This is a genomic window from Paenibacillus sp. FSL R5-0473 (genome assembly GCF_038004565.1).
GTDB lineage: Bacteria > Bacillota > Bacilli > Paenibacillales > Paenibacillaceae > Paenibacillus > Paenibacillus amylolyticus.
Window position 1 is genome coordinate 2,657,067 of the sequence record NZ_JBBORL010000001.1, and the last position, 19,960, is coordinate 2,677,026.

The window sequence follows — 19,960 nt, forward strand, 5'->3', positions numbered from 1 at the left end:
ATAGAGAAATGTCTACATTATTATACAGAGTGGGGAAAACCGCTTTTAGCAAACCTGGAACCTTCATCATTGGCTGGGTTTTAATTCTGGGAATTGTCATCTCCATGATCAGCATCAATGGTATTCACATCAGTTCCGAAATGAAGATTGAAGGCACAGAGTCACAGAAGGTTCTGGATCAATTGGCAAAAGAACTGCCAGCCGCCTCCGGCGGTCAAGGAAGTGTTGTCTTCAAAGCTCCAGACAACGAGCGTTTGGATACGCCTGAACGTTTGGCGGCCATGATGAAAGGTGTTAATGAAGTTTACGGATTAGACAAAGTCATTAACCCTGCGGACTATGCAGCTGAAGCGGGTAATTCGGGTGCTCAGGCGGAAATGGCTCAGAATGCTCAGGCTACTGATATGGCGCAATCCGCAACAACCACGCCTCCTCCCTATGGACCTTTGATGGTGGATGGTGTTCCTGTACCTGGAATGCTGATCTCTTCAGACGGCAGCATTGCACTGTTCCAGTTCCAATTTACAATTGAACAGTCTGCCATAACACAGGATGTATTTGATTCCGTTATTCAATCTGTTATGACGGTAGAGCAAGGAACCAATATTAAGGTACTGCCGGGCGAAACGCTCAAAACGGTATCGATTGGGGTCGGCTCGGCTGAGATTGTCGGATTGGTGATTGCTGTCATTGTATTGCTGATCACCCTTGGCTCCGTTGTTGCAGCAGGTCTGCCTCTGATCACTGCACTCCTCGGTGTTGCCATTGGAGTTGGTGGTGCGTTCTCCATCTCCAAATTCATTGAAATGCCTAGTGTCACTTCCGTTCTAGCTCTCATGGTTGGATTGGCTGTTGGAATAGATTATGCGCTCTTCATTGTTAATCGCCAGCGTCGAATGATCATTGATCAAGGCTTGAGCGCAAAAGAAGCAACGGCCAGAGCCATTGGTACATCGGGCAGCGCAGTATTTTTTGCCGGATTAACCGTCATTATTGCACTGTGCGGTATGCTTGTCATCGGTCTCACATTCTTGTCTACGATGGCTTTGGTCGCAGCTGCCACCGTGCTCATCAACGTATTTGTTGCTTTAACCCTGTTGCCGGCTTTACTGGGATTGGTAGGAGAACGCATCTGTTCCGCCAAAGCTCGTGAGAAAAGCGCGAAACATCCTAAAGCCACTAACCACGGAGTCGCGAACAGATGGGTGAAATTCGTTATCAAAAATCGTTGGGCTACCATTATCGCCATCATCGTCATTCTTGGTTTTGCCGCGACGCCGATCACCAAAATGGAAATGGGTATCCCCGGCGCTTCCTCAGCGAATCTGGATACAACTGCAAGACAAAGTTATGATGCCATCTCCGAAGGTTTCGGAGAAGGATTCAACGGACCCCTTATTCTGGTCGCAGAGCCTAATCAAACTTCCGCAAAAGTTACACCGGAACTCTTGGGTGGTCTGGTGATGGAACTTCAAGGTCAGAATAACGTTGCACAAGTCACACCGCTTGGGATGACAGAAGATTTAGCTATTTTCAGTCTCATTCCAAAAACGGGTCCTAACGATAATCTCACTAAAACACTGGTCACTGATCTACGCGCGGCTGATTCCAGCATCGCACAGACCTATGATGTGAAACTCGGAGTTACTGGACTCACAGCTGTTAACATCGATATGTCAGCCAAACTGGCGCAGGTGTTCCCTATTTATGTAGGCATTATTATCCTGTTGTCACTGATCATTCTGTTACTCGTATTCCGTTCGATCATCGTTCCCATCAAAGCAACAATTGGCTTCCTGCTTAGTATCCTGGCTACATTCGGGATCACCACTGCTGTATTCCAATGGGGCTGGCTGCATTCGCTCTTTGGTTTCGATACCGGTGGCCCGCTACTGAGCTTTATGCCGATCATCGTAACAGGTATCCTGTATGGCCTCGCGATGGACTATCAAGTCTTCCTTGTGAGCTCCATGCGGGAATCCTATGTGCATGGTCATCGCGGGACCGAATCCGTTGTTCATGGGTACAATCAGGTAAGTCGCGTGGTTGTTGCCGCAGCAGTGATTATGGTCTCTGTATTTGCAGGATTTATATTCACTGACGATGTCATGATCAAGCAGATTGGTTTCACTTTGGCGGTAGGCATTCTGATTGATGCTTTTATCATCCGTATGGGCTTGGTCCCTGCCATCATGGCTATTTTCGGAGACAAAGCTTGGGCACTTCCAAAATGGCTGGATCGCATTCTACCAAACCTGGATGTTGAAGGCGAGAAGCTGATTGCTTCCCTGAATGCTGAAGAGCATGCCAACACGAAGTCTGGATTAAAATAATCCTGCCAATAGAACGGCGATACCATGATTACTATTACGACTAAATTCACCAATACAAAGACCTCCTCTGTTTTTATAAACAGGAGGTCTTTTTTCTTTTTCACATTTTATGCGGTGATGTCTTCAATATGGATAGTATAGCGTGGGGATTTAGCAGCATTAACAAACGCCGCAAATAACTTCTGACTGTAGTCATCTACTTTATAGCTGTACTCTGGATGCCACTGCACAGCCAAAACAAACGAGCGGTTTGGCATGACCACGGATTCAACGAGTCCATCTTCAGCGACGGCCACAGCAGTTAACTTATCCGATAACATTTTGATTCCCTGATGGTGGTAGCTGTTCACTTTTATCGTATCGGTTTGCAAAATATCGTATAGGATATTATTTTTCTCAATATGTACATCATGTACAAGATCCGTATACGGCGGACTTTGCTTATGATTAACGATCTTGTTCCCATGAAGTTGAAGGCTAGTGGGAATGTCTTGATATAAAGTTCCACCCAACATAACGTTAAATAGCTGCAGTCCACGGCATATGCCAAAGGTAGGTTTATCAAGCTCAATTACCTTTTGTAATAATATCGACTCCATCATATCGCGTTCAATACACAACTCTCCACAGGTAACCTCTGCATGCTCATGATACAGCTCAGGATTGAGATCATGTCCCCCGGTGAACAGGAACCCATCGAACTGATTAGCCAGCGTTGCTATGATCTCGATATCCGTTGTCAAAGGTAGCATAAGTGGAATCCCACCTGCTCCTTCTATGGCGTTCATATAATCTGGAAGCATCCAGTAACTTTTTTTGTCTGTATCATACAAAGGCAGAACACCGATCATCGGCTTTTTCATGGCATTACCTCCAAGCTTTTCATTCATTTTATCAGATCTCTTTATATATAAATTCACTGAATTATTGCATTATCCTACCTCTATCATCTACGAACCCGTTACATCCGGAATGCTGGAAAACTAAAAAAACAAACAAAGCCGTATAACAGCGACTTTGTTTGTAGTTCATATACCATATATACGCATTCATGCGTTTAGTCTAGACAGCATCTCATCTAAGCTGCTTTTACAGTGGTTGCTTCGTCTGAATTCACTTGGATGGAACGCTGGCATATCAGGGTAACGACAAAAGCCAGCAAGGCAAGCATCACAGCAACTGGAGGCACCCACTGGAGACCACCCATATTAACGGCAATTCCCCCGACACCAGAGCCTAGCGCTATACCCACATTGGCCGCCACAGGCAGGAGTGTAGATGCAAATGCTTTGGACCCCGGCGCGATCGATCCTGACACATCAAACAAATATAACTGGGATGCCGCGCTCATGGAGGATGACAGACATCCAATCAGGAACAGAAACGCCAAGCCCATCCACACATTAGAAACGGTAAAACTCATGCCAAGGAACAGGATGGCTTGGATGACGAAAAGTCGCTTGAGCTTGGGCAGGAAGTCACCCTTGGCTATTTTGGCACCAATCCAGTTACTCAGGATGCTACAGGCTCCATAGATCAGGAGTATGGCACTAATCCATTGTACTGGCACACCCATCGTCTCACTCAGGAGTGGCGTAATGTAAGTAAAAACGACGAAAATACAGCTGTTTCCGAGTACAGGGATCAGACAGGCCAGCAATATCCGTGGTTTTAAAAAGAGAGACATCTGATCACTGAACGAACCTGCAATCGTTGTTGTTTGGCGTGGCAGAATACGGAACATGAACACCAGCGGCACAACCCCTATGCATGCTGTAACAACAAACGTCATGGACCAGCTTAGATGTTGTCCGATAAATGTACCGAGCGGAACACCTAGCACATTAGCGATTGAAAATCCGCCCAAAATCCAGGCGATAGCTTCCCCTCTTCGCTCCCGGTTCACTGCGTCGCTTACGATCGAGATCGAAAGCGATATTGTAAGTCCACAAGCAACGGCCGACACGATGCGAATGGCCATCAGAGAAGAGAACGTTGTTGAGAACACGGTCAATAGATTTAATGCTAACACGATTGCAAATCCGATCAATATGGAACTTCTTCTGGATATTTTGGCCAAGAAAGCCACAGCAAATGGTGTACCCACTGCGTATGCAATCGCAAAACCGGAGACAAGCATACCCGCGGCAGCAAGTGATACTTTCATGTAACTTTCAATTTCCTTCAACACACCCACGATAACATACTCGGTTGTTCCCAGTACAAAGCTAACAAGCGTAAGCGTTAAAATAAGTAGGTTCTCTCTATTTCTAGTCATAAATCAATACTCACTAATCCTTTCTATTGTTGCAAGCGCTTCAATTCTGTCTACGATCATTAATTCATGTATTTTCTGCTTTCCCATCCCTTCACTTTCGATATATAGTACATTTTGGATAGTGAAATTGTACTGTCAGATATACCATGGCGACAATCAAGGTTGTTGTGGTTTTATTGCAAAACATTATATATGTTGTCATTTCAACACAGACTTTCATTACAGATTCTGAAGGGAAGACATAGATGAATACACACCACGAATTCGGCCAACGGCATCCAAATCGAGATTGCACCATTATTTATGTAGGAAAACTGGCCGACAATCCCCATTGGAGCTTTCCGACGCATAAACATGACGATCTGCATGAGATTATCTAAGTAACTGAAGGCAAAGGATTGTTCACCATTGACGGTACCAAACACTGGGCTCAAAAAGGGGACATGCTCATTTATAACAAGGGTACTCTTCACGAGGAGAAGTCCAATCCTGAATTCCCGTTATCCACCTTTTATTGCGGCTTTCGTTTTGCAGAAGGCACCCAGACCCTTGAGGATTGGGTCATCCCTCCCTCTAACAATCCGATCATTCGAGCCAACCGATATTCCGATGAGCTCCATTCGTTAATGCAGACTCTCTTCAATGAATTTTCAATCCGGGAACATGGATACGAGTCGATCTCTGGACATGTCCTGAAAGCAATACTTCTGATCATCGATCGGCAGTCCCGTCAACAGCTTCCTAGTGGGGAGATCGTTGAGAGCAATACCCTTGCTGAGAGCATTAAAGACTATTTGGATACCAACTATCGGCAGAACATTAAACTCAAAGAATTGGCAGATCAATTTCATATCGATTTTTATTACTTAATTCATATGTATAAAAATCACTTTGGCACTTCTCCTTATCATTACCTGATTCAACGAAGAATGGGTGAAGCCACCCGATTATTAGTCTCAACCAACAAAAAAATATGGGAAATTGCCAAACTGGTCGGTTACGATAACCCCAATTACTTTACGATTTTATTTACCAAAACGGTTGGTGAATCACCACGAAGTTTCCGAAAAAAGAATCAAAAGGATATGTTCGGGGACGAGGTGTCACATTCTTACTAATCTTACTACATGCAGAAAGGCGCTCCATTAGGGGAGCGCCTAGTGCTTTACATGTCTCTTTACATATTTCTTTACACATTTACTTACTTCTACTCTAAAGCTTAAAGCGGCGAACCAATTCTTGCATGTTCTCAGCTGTTTTGGAGAGCTGTGCAGATGATGCCGATATCTCCTGCATCGCCGCCATTTGTTCTTGGGCTGCTGCTGAAGTTGTCTGAGCACTATCAGCCGACACTTTAGAGATATGACTCATCGCGGCAACGGTAGCCGAGACTTCTTCCGTACTGGCTGACAACTGTTCTGAGACAGCGGAAATATCCTGAATTTGATCCACGATATGCGTTGTATATTGTTCAATGTTCGATATGGTTGCAGAAGCTTCTTGGCTGATCCGCATTCCTTCACCGACTTGATTACGAACTTTATCATTCATAAGAGACGTGGATTTGGCAATCAGATCGAGCATTTTACCAATGGTAGCGCCAATGTCGTCCGCACTTTGTTTGGATTGCATCGATAACGTGCGCACCTCACCAGCAACGACAGCAAAACCTTTTCCGTGTTCTCCTGCTCTTGATGCCTCAATAGAGGCATTCAGTGACAGAAGATTGGTTTGCCGAGAGATATCCGCAATCGCTTCATTCATTCGATTAGCTTCGGTGGAGAGACTGGACAGCTCATTAATCAATGCCGAGGTTTCTTCAACAGCTCCGAGAATGTGTTCCATTTGTTCTCCGACCTGGTTTATCGTTTTCCCACCGTTAGCAACAGCGCGCTCCGTCTCTTCAGCCGAATCCACAATCGCACTCGCAGATTCTGCAATTGAACTGATGCCTCTCGCCATCTCTTCTACGGCATTCGCGGTTTGTTCCGAATTCTCCGCCCCAACGATAGCTGATTCCGCAGTCTGTTGCATGGTTTCAGCCACATGTTGAACCGATTGGGTGGTTTGTTCTGTACTTTCCTGAATCATCTGGGAAGAGTGACTTAACAACGATGACGTCTGGTGAAGTTCAGCAACCACTGATTGAAGGGAGATGGTCATTTGGTCAAAATCATTTGCCAATATACCAAATTCGTTTTCGGTTTTAAGATTCACTCGTTCAGACAGATTCCCTTCGCTTACGCTGCGGGTTGCCTTTCGCAGTTTTTGCATAGGTACAATAAAAGATCTCAGAATGAAGAAAATAATTACACCGGCAATCAATACAGATATAACAATGACCGTTAGACTCGATATCATGATGGGTTTCGCTGCGGCGATAAAATCTTCATGGCCCATCAAAGCAATGACATTCCAACCCGTCAAAGCATTAACACCGTTATATACCTCCAGATCATACGCCAGATCCGTTCTAACAAATTGGGAAAATGCCATCGGTTCATCGGAACTTGAAGCCGTATTAGGATGGACTGGAATTCCCTCAATAAGTGCTCCGCCGAGCTCTCCTCCTCCACCTTTTGCAATCGCACCGGACCAAGCCGCAATCGTTCGATTGGAGTCAACCACAATCAGACTTCCATTGCCTCCTACATCAACATATGATAACGCTTTTGCTAATGGCTCCAGATCAAGTTTAATACTTGCTACACCTTGTTCATTTGACAGAGCTTTTGAAATCTCTACATAAATCTTCCCGGATACCGGATCTTTCATAATACTCGAAAAATAGAGTGATCCATTCTTACTTTCACCATTAGAATACCAATCTGTGCTGCGTGGATCATATGTTGCATCCTCAATTGCTGGAGAAGATATATTACTGCCTTGGTCGTTGCCTACGGTTATGGCAAGAATATCAGGATATGTATCAGCTAATTGGTCGATTCCTACTTGTACTGCTTCGTTGTTCGTCTGACTGGGGGTGGTGCCATACATACTGTCAATATAACTCAATAATGCTGCTTTTTCCCCCACCAGATTGTTAATATACTGTCCTGTCATCGTTAATATTGTATTGAGGGGATCTGTCATTTTTTGTTGTACCTGATCTTTGGCACTATCATATGAGAAATAACCGATAAGTGCAGTCGGGATAATAAGTACCGCAAGGAAAGCTGCAATGAGTCGAGTGCTCATTAATCGTAAAACGGCTCCTCCTTTCTTATAAAATGACCTTTTTTCACTTTCCTTTTTCAAGTTCAATCTTCCTCTCTTTATTCATTTTTGGTAGAACTAATCGGCCAGTAAACGCAAAAAAACCCATATATATGCACACCCAAAGAAACTTTGAGCATGTATATACATAGGTATTGCCTGAATGAATTCAGTAACAAGCCGTATTTGTTTAGTATTATAACATAATTAAAAAGGGTTTGTTAACTATGATTGGGTCTTTATACCAGACATCTGTTGTTTATAATCCGTAGGACTTAGCCCCGTATACTCTTTGAACACCTTCGAGAAATAGTGCTGGTCGCTAAATGAAAGTAAATCGGAAACCTCCTTAAACTTCATGTCGGGTTGACTTTCCATCAGTCTGCAGGCCTCCTGAATGCGAAGCCGGGTGTAATACTGGACAAACGTAATTTGTGTTGCATTTTTGATCACTCTGCTGACGTACGACGGGCTAACGTGAAACTTCATGGCAATGTCGTTGATAGATAATTGAGAGTATTTATTTAGTTTTACGTAATCGTCAATCTGTTCAAACAGGATCGCCTTGCTTTTTCGAACGTGGGATTGCAGCATATCGAAGCACTGTCCCGTCCATTCCGCCAGTTCCCGGCAAAAATCGGCATAGGACTGTGCCTGGGCGAATTGTCTTGACCGAAGCTCCAGACCCAATCTTATGCCCGACCCCTGTTCCTCGTACAGATGAGCAAACGTGTCTACAATCAATCCAATAAACCGCTCCACCTCGGTCATATGTACATTTTCCTCTGCCCATCGATTCAGCAATTCGGATAACTTAAAAGCAAACCGTTCTTTCTGCCGAGCCTGTATCATCTGTACAAAAGCTGATTCCTGCAGCGGATCCAGACAGCCTGTCTCAGATCTGGCCATCGACACCGGATTCCCGGTATCCAACACTATTCCTTGTTTCAACCGTTGCTGCTCAGACAAAATGGACGACATTCGGTGATAGAGCTCCGGCAGATTACCAGACTCAGCGAATAGAAGTTGTCCTCCAATGATTGCATCGATGTCATGCGCAACCAAATGCCGTCGCATCGATTCAAGACATTCATGTACGGAAGAGTACACCTCAAGTGCACTCTTGTTGACAAAAGCGATAAATTGATATGAAGTTTGACTGGTGTAAACACGACAAGGATGGAATGCAAAAAAATCCTGCACTAAACCCTCAAGTTCCACCTGCACCCAACGTTCATGCCCTGCGGTAAAAGGCTGTCTGCTCATAATGATCATCATCTGGCTGAATAAAGGCGGAAAATGCTCCCCCTGTTTCGACGTAGTCTCACATTGGGGATGAATGATTTCCTGCAAATCCAGCAGTTCCTTGGACATCTGTTGATCAAGTTGGTCAATTACCCGACCCATGACTTCTTCAAGCGCCTCTCGCTCGACGGGTTTTAACAAATAGTCAAACACTTGCAGGTTCAATGCTTTTCTTGTGTATTCAAAATCGCTGTAACCGCTAATCAAGATGACCTTCAGATCCGGGTTGGCAATTTTGGCTTGCTCAATCAGGGACAGTCCGTCCATTTTCGGCATTCGTATATCGGTCAACAGCAGATCAATCGGTGACTGCTTTATCGCCGCCAAGGCTTTCTCGCCATTCGTTGCCGTAGCCGCTACACGAATCGGGAAGCTCAGCGTTTCCAAGAGCATTTTAATATTACGTAATATCGGTTTGCTATCCTCAACGATCATAACGTTATACATCGCCTATACCCCCTTGCTAGTAAAAATCTCTCGTCAGTGAGCCGATGATTTGAATCGTTGCTCCATGTTGCTCTTCCGCATGATTGTTAAATATATTAATAAAAAGCCGGTTGTTATACATTAGTTTGAGTCGATTGACACTATTGATAATCCCCATGTTACCAAGGGCTGTTCCACGATCAGCAGTCTGGTTCATTCCGGAACCCGATGCCTGAATATTGGCTAAAATCTCCTGGATCTTATCCGGTGGAAAGCCCTCTCCGTTATCTTTGATCTCCAAAGCCCATAATCCGTTATATTGCTTCACGGTAATCTGGATACGCCAAGGCGGCGTGGTGTTGGCAAAGGCATGTTCAATGCAGTTTTCCACAAACGGCTGAATGACCAACCGCGGCAATCGGATATCGTTCGCCAGCTCATCAGCACAGATGTCCCACTCCAGATCCTCTTCGTACTTTTGTTGTACAAGGGACAGATAATGTCTCGTATGTTGAAGCTCCTCAGCCAAAGTCACATGCGCGTATGGTGAAGAGACAATATAACGCAGACTGTCCGAAAGATGTTTGCACATATCCGATACAACTTTGGTCTTCCCCTCTTGGGCGGCAATACTGATCAGGTATAGAACATTATGAATAAAATGAGGTGCAATCTGGGCTTGCAGCGCCGAATTACGCGCCTTTACTTCTTCATGAAGCGCCGATTTTTCCCGGTCAATGGATTGTTGCAGCCTCTCCATCAGATCCTGAAAGGCTTCGTTAAGTAATAAGAGATCGTTATTCTTCGGCGTTTCATCCACTTTCAGATTCATATTGCTGTAGTTCATGCGCCAGATCTGACCGCGTAGCTTGCGGATAGGCAGCAGCAGGTTACGTGTCGACAGGAAGATATACACAAATGAAACCAGCATCAGTGCTGTAATCAGCAGAATGGACATCGTCTGAACCGAATGGATCGAGCCTAGAACAGATTTTTTGGGCGTTATGATATACGTGATCCAGCCTGTACTGGGTGAAGTGGAATGCGTGATATAATTGTCGTTTTTGTCCACATCCAGTCCCTCGTCTGATGCAGGCTTTGTCCAATTGGTAAATGTCACACCCGCTTCCGAACCTGTCATCTGCTCGCCTTGTTCATTCAGAATATAGACTTCGCCAGCGGTAATACCCTCTGTTAGGTTCTGTATATAGGCCTGTTCCATCTGGATGCTAAGATAACCGTACACCTTGCCGTTCTGATCATTGATCGTGCGCACAAATGAGATCGTATCGTCTTGACGCAGCAGAACAAAACCACTTTCCGTCCAATCTCGTCCGACCTGACTACTCTCCATCATGGTGTTCAGGATTGCGGGAGGATTACCCGAACCCAGATATGATGTCAGGAGAACCCCGTGATTGTCGTAGATGGACATGTCCTTGATATTCATGCTCGGCCCGATGGCCTGAAACATGATGTCTTTGATGATCCGAATTTGCTTCAGTCTTTCATAGTTACTATGAGCTGAGGAGCTCTTGTCCATGGCTACAAATATATTTTTGCTGGATAATATTCGCTGCGACATCTGGTTCTGTTGTTCTACGTATAGATCAACTTGCTCTCTTACCTTCGTAGCTGTAACGAGCGTATCCTGCTCTGTTTTCAGTTTGAGCGGGCGGACAACGATCACATTTACATACACGATAAAACAGCCCAGCACAAACAAAAGCAGAGCCAGAAATGTCAAAAACACCTTTGTCTGCAAACTGAATTGAGTTGCTTTATGTATGAGCTTTGCCATTCTCAGAGATGCCCTCCTGTTCTGACATGATGTGAAATCCCTTATATTCATGTCTACTCTATCACGGTATTTCATGAAATGATAGCGATTTCAAGTTCAGGATTTTACACATCAACGTTCAAGCACAGACATGTACCGGGGCGAGAAAAGAATCTATAATCGGACTTGTAAACGGATTCACTACACGTTTCAGAGGGGGATTTGCATTGAAAACAATAAAAAGAAAAAAGGTGTTTTCCATTATTCTGGCCAGTTTATTATCGGTCTCATTAACGGCTTGTGGATCAGGAGGTACGGATTCCGGCACAGCTGCTGGCGGGGACAGCAAGAGTGGCAAAGTCACATTGGAGCTGGCAATCTCTAAAAGTTCTCAGGACTCTGCTTTCATCCAGCAGGACATTCTTGATGCATTCGAAAAACAAACGAACATTCGTGTCAATTTGCAGCTGATTCCAGCGGAACAAACGACAACTGTACTGCAAACCAAACTGGCTGTAGATGAAACGCCTGACATTATTCAGTACAATCTGGCGAGCGCAGTCACAGACCTGAACCTTGAACGTAACTTCGAGATTCTGGATAACGAGCCTTGGGCAAGCAGAATTGTGAACAAAGACGTCCTCTCTTCTGGTGGTCATCTCTACAGCTTCCATGTCAGCCAAGATACGGGGATGCAAGGGGTCGTTTATAACAAACAAATCTTTGAAGAACTCGGGTTGTCGCTTCCAACCAACTACGAAGAATTCCTGGCGATCTGTGAAAAAATCAAAGCAAGTGGCATTACACCTGTATTTATGCCGTACAAAGATGCCTGGGCTGCCAACATCTGGCCTGCTGCAGCTTTTGCCGATTTTGTAGCCAAAAATGAACCGACGTTTTTTGATGACTTGAACAGCAACAAGAAAAAATGGTCTGATATCCCGGAATTCAAAACATTCCTGGAACAACAATATGAAATTTACACCAAAGGTTACACCAACACGGATGTGCTTAGCGACAGCTATGACATGGCCGTAGGTAAATTCCTGAACAAGGAAGTGGCCATGATGTTTATGGGCGATTGGTTAATTGAAGGCGTGGCCGAGCAAGATCCAAATATGGAACTGGGCGTATTCCCGATTCCATCGTCGGATAATGCCGGTCTGGGTGCAAGTCCACTGGGCGGACAACTGTTCATTCCGAAGAAATCCAAACATTTGGATGAAGCCAAACAGTTCCTAGACTATATCGCTTCCAAGGATGTCGCACAACAGATCGTGGACTCCAAAGGGTACGTATCCAATTTCAGTGACGTCACCACACCAGAATTGCCGGCTTACAAGCAGGATATTGTAGACAACTATATTACGCCGAAGAAAACCGTGCTGACAACGGATGCATACATGCTGGTTGATCGCAGCGAACTGTACCGATTATTGCAGGATCAATTTGCAGGCGGATTGTCACCGGAAGAAGTACTGAAATCCTGGGATGAGAAGTTCAGTCAGCTGATGCAGGATAAAGGTGTAGAAGGTTTCTAAAGAGTGAAATATAAGGCAGCATAACAGGATCGACCGTTATGCTGCCTGGCTATAACGGAGTGTGAGACATGAAAAGGACTAAAAATCTGTACTCGTATTACATGATATTTCCCGCACTGATTATCTACTCCATCTTTTTTGTTGTGCCTGCTCTCGCCGCTTTCTATTATTCGTTCACGGATTGGCGGCTGGACCGGCTGGAGCTGAAGTTCATCGGGTGGGATAATTTCAAGAAAATTTTCTCAGACAAAACGCTTATTCTGGCGCTGAAAAACACGGCAATATTTGCAATCGTCACCGTCGTTGGCAAAAATGTCATCGGTCTATTGCTGGCCGTAGGACTTAACATGCGACTAAGAACAAAGAACCTGCTACGCGCGATCTTCTACTCCCCTTCCATTCTCAGCATCCTTGTGATCAGCATTCTGTTCACTCCCATGTTGCGTACCGAAGGTACAATCAACAATTTGTTGGAATCTGTAGGATTACATTCGTTAAGCCAAGCTTGGCTGACCAACCCATCGATTGTGATCTGGACGATTGCCATCGTCTCGATCTGGCAGAGTGCCGGGTTCCAGATGGCCATTTATCTGGCGGGCCTGCAGTCCATTTCTCAAGAGTATTACGAAGCAGCCAAGATTGATGGCGCAAGTTCGTGGAGAAGTTTTTTCAAGATCACACTACCACTCTTGCTGCCCGCAATTAACATTAACTTGATGTTGACATTGATCGGTGGACTCAAAGTATTCTCCGAAGTATATGTCATGACCGGTGGTGGCCCGGGTAACGCTTCCCAGGTCGTAGGTACGATCATTCTGCGATCTTTCGGCGAAGGCAACTGGGGACTTGGTACCGCGGTCAACACACTTCTCTTCGTGGTCGTTACCATTATTGCTATACCGCTATTGATCTTCATGCGGCGTAAGGAGGTTACGGAATAACATGGGCTATACACGCAAACTCGCCATCCGCAACTATATCGTGGAAGGTTTCCTGATTCTGGCCTCTCTTATCGTTCTGTTGCCGCTTGTCATTCTGATCTTTGGTTCATTCAAAACCAGTGCCGAAGTGCTTAGTTTCTCCCTGAGTTTTCCGGAAACATGGCAGTTCTCGAACTATGTTCGTGTCTTCCAGGAAGGCGGACTGTCGCGAGCGTTCTTCAACAGCATTTTGATTACTGGCGTATCTTCCATCATTAATATCGTTGCCTCTTCGGCAGCGGCATTCATTCTGGCACGTCGGGAAACCAAACTATCCGGCACGATCTACATGTATTTCTTCATGGGACTGATTGCGCCAATGTCGATTATTACGACCATACGTGTTGTACAGGGATTGGGATTCTACGGCAGCATCACAAGTGTCATCCTGATCTACGCCGCGTTAAATACAGCCTTCAGTGTATTCTTGTATAGTGGATTCATCAAAACCATTCCACGAGCGCTGGACGAAGTGGCATTTCTGGAAGGAGCAAGTGTGTTCGGGGTGTTCTTCCGCATCGTCACACCGCTCATCCTGCCCGTTAACGCAACGGTAGCGATCATGGTGTTCATGTCCGTCTGGAATGACATTACAATTCCGGTGTACTTCCTGACAGACAGTTCCACATGGACGATGCCACTGTCGATCTACAATTTCTACGGCAAATATAGCCGGGACTGGAACCTGATCTTCGCCAATCTCGTGCTTACTTCCCTGCCTGTATTCATCCTGTATCTATTCGGACAAAAATATATCGTCAGCGGCCTTACTGCCGGTGCAGTTAAAGGTTAAACCTCATATTCTCACCGTTCTTGAAGGAATGGAATTAGAGAATTCATGACAGACTTAACCCCCACCATATCTGGTGGGGGTTGTTTTATTTATAACGAGAAAATGCATCTACACCTCTCTATTTTTGAAACAATTGCGGGTAAAGGGCAGCAACACCACCAGCAAGACCCTGTTGTACATTCCGACTGGTATCATCAGCAATAATCTCGTAGAGATCCGCTTCGATGGAATCTATTGCAATTTTGGCAATATCCGTTGGGCTCGTTTTTGGTGCGTCGATACCTGCCGTCATATCCGTATCCATGAACGCCACGTGCAATCCGGCAACGCTAACGTTCTTAGGGGCTAATTCGAGACGTAATGCATTCGTAATTCCCCACTGAGCGGATTTTGCAGCTGAATATGCACCTGAGTTACCAAGGCTGAGCCAAGATAGAGCAGACAGGATATTCAGTATCGAACCGCCCCCATTCTTCTCTATTACCGGTGCAAACGCACGAATCATTGAAAGCGTACCGAATACATGTGTATTGAATTCCAAGTGAATATCGTTCAGCTCACCTCTGAGCAGAGAAGCACCCGTAGCGGAACCAGCATTATTAATTAGAAGGGTTACATCACTAGCTTCCTCAGCTGCAGCCATGACAGATTGTGGATCCGTAATATCGAGTTGCAGTGGAATAGCCCCGGGCAGATCAATGGATTCAGGGTTTCGCGCCCCAGCATACACTTTGGTTCCCCTCGCCAGCAGTTCAAGAGCAAGTTCCTTACCCAACCCTCGATTAGCCCCACTTACAATAGCAACTTGTTTGGAAATATTCATTTATTATTACTCCCTCTCATTGAGAATGTATTCATTTTCGAGTTGTTATGGGAACGATCATTCTCATAATCTCTAATAACAATCTATCACATCGGGAACGATCAGTAAAGAATAACTTTTATGATTCATGTCTTTAATAAAAGAAGATGCCCGATAACCTTTGAAATAAGGCTCCGAGCATCTTTCTGTGGTCCTTCATTTAAGATGGATTTACTTTACTTATGAATTACGTTCTTATGTCATATAGATTCGCAGGGAACGCCTGCACAAATGGTGACCAGTCACTCACTGTATATAGATGAAGTCGGTGCATGGCCCGTGTGCATGCCGTATACAGAAGCTTGCGATCATATTCCTGGCTGTAAGCAACGGGTGAAGCATCATAGACCAGGACAGCATCGAACTCAACGCCTTTGGCGAGATACACAGGAATAACCATGATTCCTTTTTCGAAAATCTGTGTGTCCTTTGTTATGAGCTGCAACCCTTCGCCGCCTTGACTTTGCAACCTATCATAGGCGTCACGGCTTTCAGCCGCGGTTTTCGTAATCACAGCGATGGAATCGAACCCCTCCGCCTTAAGCGCGGCGATGTCTGCGAGAATCTGCCCACCACGCAGCTTTTCGTCCTTCAATCCTGTTAAAAGAGGCTTCTGATCTCCCCTTTCAAACGGTCTAATCTCTTCTCCCCCTGGTAACATCTGTCTCGTGAATTCAACAATCTCTTTGGTTGAACGATAACTGCGTACGAGCCGTATCAAAGTAGTTTCGCCTTCTCCGTAAAGGTGAACCAGTGGCGAGTTGGATGCTGCCAAATCCGTAGCCTGCATAAAGATGGCTTGCCCGAAATCCCCCAGCACCGTCATGCGGGCACGAGGAAACAGTTTCTTGAGATATTCGTATTGAAACGCCGAATAATCCTGGCCTTCATCGACAAAGACATAACGAATCTCTGTGTTCGTCCGTACGCCTTCGATCATCTCTTTTACATATAAATACGGAGTAGCATCCTCATGGAACAGCTTGTTCTGAAGGATCATGGCCTTGGTCTGTTTACAAATCTCAGGCCAGTGCTGTGGGGGGATTGCCCCATTCGTTTGTTCCTGATAAGCGGCTTCATCTATAAATAGTTGTTCGTATATACCTTTCACATCCACGAACTGGAATTTCCGCACACTCTTTCTTAAAGGTTTAAACATGTCTTTCACCAGTTTCTGACGAAGCAGCTCCTCTTCTCGCACTGCAAAGTTAAAGGCACCCTCATCTTGCACTGCGCTGTCATTACCGTTATCTCGTGTTGCGTATTTTTCCGCTACATCGAACACAGGCTTTTCTTTGTGCAACATGCGGAAAGCTTCCACATACTCATCCGTGTCCAGATAATTCAACTCCTCCAGAACCCAGTCTGCTTCCCGTTCCAGACGTTCCAGCGAAACAAGTTCTCTCAGCAACCATTCCTGCAAAAGAAGTATACGGTTGGACAAGGTAAGATTCTGATCCAAACTGTAAAATTGGGTCTTGATTTGGTCTGAACTGATGAATTCACGTCCCCGAAATTGAATGCCGTTAAACCGCATCCCCTCTCTTCCTAACCACTTACCGTAGTTTTGGAGCACTTGCAGGAATGTCTCGGAAGCTTTGTACTTGATCGCCTCCATACGAGCTTCATATCCCGGATCATTCTGAGCTGTCAGCACATATTCAATCTGATCAAAGGCATCCTCTGGTTGGATGGAGGAATCCAGCCAATAATTCAGATATTCCTGGAAAGTCGTCTGCTGCATATTCTCTTCCCCAAGTTCCGGGAGCACAGTCGAGATATAACTGGTAAACATCGGATTCGGCGAGAAAAGTACAATCTGATCTGCTTTAACTGTCTGGCGGTGTTTATATAGTAAGTAAGCGACTCGCTGTAACGCAGCCGACGTCTTGCCACTGCCAGCTGCCCCCTGAACGATAAGCATTCGGCTTCGGTCATCACGGATGATGGCGTTTTGTTCCTTCTGGATAGTTGCTACAATACTCTTCATTTGTGAGTCTGCACCCTTGGCGAGCACTTGCTGCAACAATTCGTCACCAATCGTCTCAGTTGAATCAAACATGCTATGAAGTTGCCCATGTTGAATCTGGAATTGACGCTTGAGCTCCATCTTTCCTTCGATTCGTCCTGAAGGTGTGTCATAACTTGCTGGCCCGGGAGAGTGATCATAGTACAGACTCGCAATTGGCGTACGCCAGTCATAGATTAGAAAGTTCAAACCATCTTCATCCATGAAGGATGATACGCCGATGTAGATCTGTTCAGTCAATGTCATGCCTTTTTCCTTATAGTCGAAACGGCCAAAATACGGCGTTGGAAGCAGTCTCTTTGTATTTTTCCATTGTTGTGTTAACAGCTTGTGCCCGCGCTCCCTCTCGGCCAACACTCTCGACTGCTGATTAATGGTATAGAATGCATCTTCAAAATCCGTGTACGAACCCGTATTAATCGTTACTTCTTCCCAGAACCGTTTACGAATTTCGGCAGCCTGTTCATGCAGTCCGGCAACCTTCGGTTCTAACTCGTCGAGTCGTGCCTGAAGTTTGTTCCTCACCTGCACTAGTCTTTCCTCTTCCAACTTCCATTCGTTTGTTTTATCCATGAATGAGTCCACTCCCTTTTCCATTTATTAGGACCAAAAAAAGAGCATTGACAAATCGGAATGTCGGATGTAAAATTAAATTAGGAGAAATAATGATTCAACCTTTACATTCAATATAAATGTCAATTGCGCTATAGATTATATCATGGCTTTTTTTCACGTTCAATGCTTTTTTTCGTTCTGTCTGAGTTGAACAATAATTTATATTATATAAGGTGTCCCTCGAGCTACACTGGGGGGCATCTTTTTTTGTGTCCTGGGCATGGTTCATACCCTGAATGCGCTGTAAGCTATACACCCCTTTATAAATTCGATAAAATGAACGAAACATGAAACATGAGTTGATGCTTTTGGGAGGGATACATAAATATGAATATAGAACCTGTGGAGGACCGGTGTCCTGTTGAGTTTGCAGTCAATATGATTGGTGGGAAATGGAAGTTATTAATTATAAATCGGCTCATCCGCCATTCAACAATTCGATTCAATGAATTACAGAAAATGCTGGACCCCATTACGCATCGCACATTAACCAGGCAATTACGAGAACTTGAAGAAGCTGGTTTGATAAACCGTGTTACCCACCCTGTAGTTCCGCCTAAAGTCGAATATTCCCTTACAGAAAAAGGACAAAGCCTGACTTCGATCTTGTTTCAGTTAGGTGATTGGGGATCGAAACATATGTAAAACGCCTTCCCATAGTATCCCAAGGGATACTTTATATCATTAATGTGCGTACTTACGCTCCTATTCTAAATCCGTTATGCTGAGGTCAATGCTGAGTGTTAACTCATTCATTCCAATCACATATTGAAAGGAAGTTATTGACCACTATGACACAGAATGATCGATTTTTAGTATATGGGGCATCGGGCTCCCAAGGCGGCGCTGTCGCTCAATTACTCGTTCAACACGGTTGTGAGGTTCGCACGATTACTCGAAATGAGGCAACAGCCAACACACTGAAGGAACAAAACATTGAAGCTTTCATCGGGGATCTATCAGATGTGGAACAGCTCCATACGGCGCATGAAGGTGTAAGTAAAGTCTTCCTGAACCTGCCGGTGGAGTTCAATCCGGATAAGATCAGACAATATACCAAAAATGCAATTGATGCTGCTATACAGGCAAACGTTAAATTGATTGTAGTTAACACAGGTACCTATGTTCCTGACCCTATCACCCATTCCAAAGGAATTGAATTGAAACGTGAAGTTATCCACGAATTGCAGCAAAGTGGTCTTCCATATATCATTGTGGAACCCATTGTATACTTGGAAAACTTCCTGATTCCCGGAATACTGAACAATGGCGTTTTGGCCTACCCGGTACCAGCAGACAAGCCGATCTCCTGGATTAGCTTAAACGATGCAGCTCAATTCCACTATTATGCCTTGACTCATTCGGAATTGGCAGGAAGCATTATCCCAGCACCCGGATTAGAAGCCCTGACAGGTACACAATTAGCGGAACAATTCAGTGCTGTATTAGGTGAAAAGATCAGCTTCATGTCTCTTCCTTTTGATCATTTTGAAGCAGCGATTCAGCCTTTGTTGGGAAGTGAGACAGCAGCAGGTCTTAAAGGATTGTACCAATGGATTGATGGGCATACAGATCTTCTTCCACGGTATGAAGAGTTAGATGATAATATCAAAGCCAATCTTAAATTAACCAAAATAAGCGATTGGATTCATCAAACAATGATTAAATAATATTTTATGAACAAGCCCTTTGAATCTCCAACCAGAGAAACGAATGGCTTGTTCTTTTTATATGAGAACTTTAATAGACTCAACTGATTCAAATTCAGAGATTCTGATAGGATTAGGCAAAACTTTGATAGA

General features: G+C 44.7%; 14 protein-coding genes and 1 pseudogene. 8 read left to right on the top strand and 7 right to left on the bottom strand.

What is annotated here, in order from left to right; genetic code table 11:
* Window positions 1-8: 8 nt before the first annotated feature.
* Window positions 9-2,333: an MMPL family transporter gene (locus tag MKY28_RS11520; protein ID WP_076253017.1), complete on the top strand. Its 2,325-nt coding sequence runs from the start codon at window positions 9-11 to the stop codon at window positions 2,331-2,333.
* Between the two features lie 107 nt (window positions 2,334-2,440).
* Here MKY28_RS11520 and MKY28_RS11525 read toward each other — a convergent pair whose 3' ends face one another.
* A complete protein-coding gene (locus tag MKY28_RS11525; RefSeq protein ID WP_338708797.1) occupies window positions 2,441-3,196 on the bottom strand; it encodes a gamma-glutamyl-gamma-aminobutyrate hydrolase family protein in 756 nt (251 codons plus the stop codon).
* Window positions 3,197-3,411: 215 nt separating this feature from the next.
* Window positions 3,412-4,611, bottom strand: a complete 1,200-nt coding sequence (locus MKY28_RS11530; RefSeq protein WP_076253016.1) for an MFS transporter — start codon at window positions 4,609-4,611, stop codon at window positions 3,412-3,414.
* A gap of 392 nt (window positions 4,612-5,003) precedes the next feature.
* Between MKY28_RS11530 and MKY28_RS11535 the strand changes: the two are divergent.
* Window positions 5,004-5,270, top strand: a pseudogene (locus MKY28_RS11535) (AraC family ligand binding domain-containing protein); the annotation flags it as partial.
* 174 nt (window positions 5,271-5,444) lie between these two features.
* On the top strand, window positions 5,445-5,729 hold the full coding sequence (locus tag MKY28_RS11540; protein WP_340937911.1) for a helix-turn-helix domain-containing protein: 285 nt from the start codon (window positions 5,445-5,447) through the stop codon (window positions 5,727-5,729).
* Window positions 5,730-5,823: 94 nt separating this feature from the next.
* Here MKY28_RS11540 and MKY28_RS11545 read toward each other — a convergent pair whose 3' ends face one another.
* The 3 genes from MKY28_RS11545 to MKY28_RS11555 all read right to left on the bottom strand — a co-directional run bounded on the left by MKY28_RS11545 (window position 5,824) and on the right by MKY28_RS11555 (window position 11,359).
* Window positions 5,824-7,809 carry a methyl-accepting chemotaxis protein gene (locus MKY28_RS11545; RefSeq protein ID WP_076253014.1) on the bottom strand — a complete coding sequence of 662 codons (1,986 nt, stop codon included), beginning with the start codon at window positions 7,807-7,809 and terminating at the stop codon, window positions 5,824-5,826.
* Window positions 7,810-8,052: 243 nt separating this feature from the next.
* Window positions 8,053-9,579: a response regulator gene (locus tag MKY28_RS11550; RefSeq protein WP_076253013.1), complete on the bottom strand. Its 1,527-nt coding sequence runs from the start codon at window positions 9,577-9,579 to the stop codon at window positions 8,053-8,055.
* A gap of 16 nt (window positions 9,580-9,595) precedes the next feature.
* On the bottom strand, window positions 9,596-11,359 hold the full coding sequence (locus tag MKY28_RS11555) for a sensor histidine kinase (protein ID WP_076253012.1): 1,764 nt from the start codon (window positions 11,357-11,359) through the stop codon (window positions 9,596-9,598).
* Window positions 11,360-11,565: 206 nt separating this feature from the next.
* Between MKY28_RS11555 and MKY28_RS11560 the strand changes: the two genes are divergently transcribed.
* The 3 genes from MKY28_RS11560 (at window position 11,566) to MKY28_RS11570 (ending at window position 14,652) form a co-directional block, all read left to right on the top strand.
* Window positions 11,566-12,879 carry an ABC transporter substrate-binding protein gene (locus MKY28_RS11560; protein WP_340904521.1) on the top strand — a complete coding sequence of 438 codons (1,314 nt, stop codon included), beginning with the start codon at window positions 11,566-11,568 and terminating at the stop codon, window positions 12,877-12,879.
* Between the two features lie 68 nt (window positions 12,880-12,947).
* Window positions 12,948-13,820, top strand: a complete 873-nt coding sequence (locus tag MKY28_RS11565; protein WP_036616033.1) for a carbohydrate ABC transporter permease — start codon at window positions 12,948-12,950, stop codon at window positions 13,818-13,820.
* A 1-nt stretch (window position 13,821) separates the two neighbouring features.
* Complete coding sequence (locus MKY28_RS11570; RefSeq protein WP_017688542.1) at window positions 13,822-14,652, top strand: carbohydrate ABC transporter permease; 831 nt, start codon at window positions 13,822-13,824, stop codon at window positions 14,650-14,652.
* Window positions 14,653-14,770: 118 nt separating this feature from the next.
* Here MKY28_RS11570 and MKY28_RS11575 read toward each other — a convergent pair whose 3' ends face one another.
* Together MKY28_RS11575 and helD are read right to left on the bottom strand one after the other, a co-directional pair.
* A complete protein-coding gene (locus tag MKY28_RS11575; protein ID WP_127548441.1) occupies window positions 14,771-15,475 on the bottom strand; it encodes an SDR family oxidoreductase in 705 nt (234 codons plus the stop codon).
* 226 nt (window positions 15,476-15,701) lie between these two features.
* A complete protein-coding gene (gene helD, locus MKY28_RS11580; protein ID WP_340936020.1) occupies window positions 15,702-18,116 on the bottom strand; it encodes an RNA polymerase recycling motor HelD in 2,415 nt (804 codons plus the stop codon).
* A 369-nt stretch (window positions 18,117-18,485) separates the two neighbouring features.
* Here helD and MKY28_RS11585 point away from each other — a divergent pair, with 369 nt between their 5' ends.
* Together MKY28_RS11585 and MKY28_RS11590 are read left to right on the top strand one after the other, a co-directional pair.
* Window positions 18,486-18,803 (top strand): winged helix-turn-helix transcriptional regulator, encoded by a 318-nt coding sequence (locus MKY28_RS11585; RefSeq protein ID WP_017688544.1) that lies wholly within the window; start codon window positions 18,486-18,488, stop codon window positions 18,801-18,803.
* Window positions 18,804-18,949: 146 nt separating this feature from the next.
* Window positions 18,950-19,828, top strand: coding sequence for an SDR family oxidoreductase (locus tag MKY28_RS11590; protein WP_074095023.1), 879 nt, complete (start codon window positions 18,950-18,952; stop codon window positions 19,826-19,828).
* Window positions 19,829-19,960 lie beyond the last annotated feature (132 nt).

Bases quoted from the DNA above. Each gene is read 5' to 3' on its own strand.
- MKY28_RS11520 (WP_076253017.1), top strand. From the start codon at position 9: ATGTCTACATTATTATACAGAGTGGGGAAAACCGCTTTTAGCAAACCT.
- MKY28_RS11525 (WP_338708797.1), bottom strand. From the start codon at position 3,196: ATGAAAAAGCCGATGATCGGTGTTCTGCCTTTGTATGATACAGACAAA.
- MKY28_RS11530 (WP_076253016.1), bottom strand. From the start codon at position 4,611: ATGACTAGAAATAGAGAGAACCTACTTATTTTAACGCTTACGCTTGTT.
- MKY28_RS11545 (WP_076253014.1), bottom strand. From the start codon at position 7,809: ATGAGCACTCGACTCATTGCAGCTTTCCTTGCGGTACTTATTATCCCG.
- MKY28_RS11550 (WP_076253013.1), bottom strand. From the start codon at position 9,579: ATGTATAACGTTATGATCGTTGAGGATAGCAAACCGATATTACGTAAT.
- MKY28_RS11555 (WP_076253012.1), bottom strand. From the start codon at position 11,359: ATGGCAAAGCTCATACATAAAGCAACTCAATTCAGTTTGCAGACAAAG.
- MKY28_RS11565 (WP_036616033.1), top strand. From the start codon at position 12,948: ATGAAAAGGACTAAAAATCTGTACTCGTATTACATGATATTTCCCGCA.
- MKY28_RS11570 (WP_017688542.1), top strand. From the start codon at position 13,822: ATGGGCTATACACGCAAACTCGCCATCCGCAACTATATCGTGGAAGGT.
- MKY28_RS11575 (WP_127548441.1), bottom strand. From the start codon at position 15,475: ATGAATATTTCCAAACAAGTTGCTATTGTAAGTGGGGCTAATCGAGGG.
- helD (WP_340936020.1), bottom strand. From the start codon at position 18,116: ATGGATAAAACAAACGAATGGAAGTTGGAAGAGGAAAGACTAGTGCAG.
- MKY28_RS11585 (WP_017688544.1), top strand. From the start codon at position 18,486: ATGAATATAGAACCTGTGGAGGACCGGTGTCCTGTTGAGTTTGCAGTC.
- MKY28_RS11590 (WP_074095023.1), top strand. From the start codon at position 18,950: ATGACACAGAATGATCGATTTTTAGTATATGGGGCATCGGGCTCCCAA.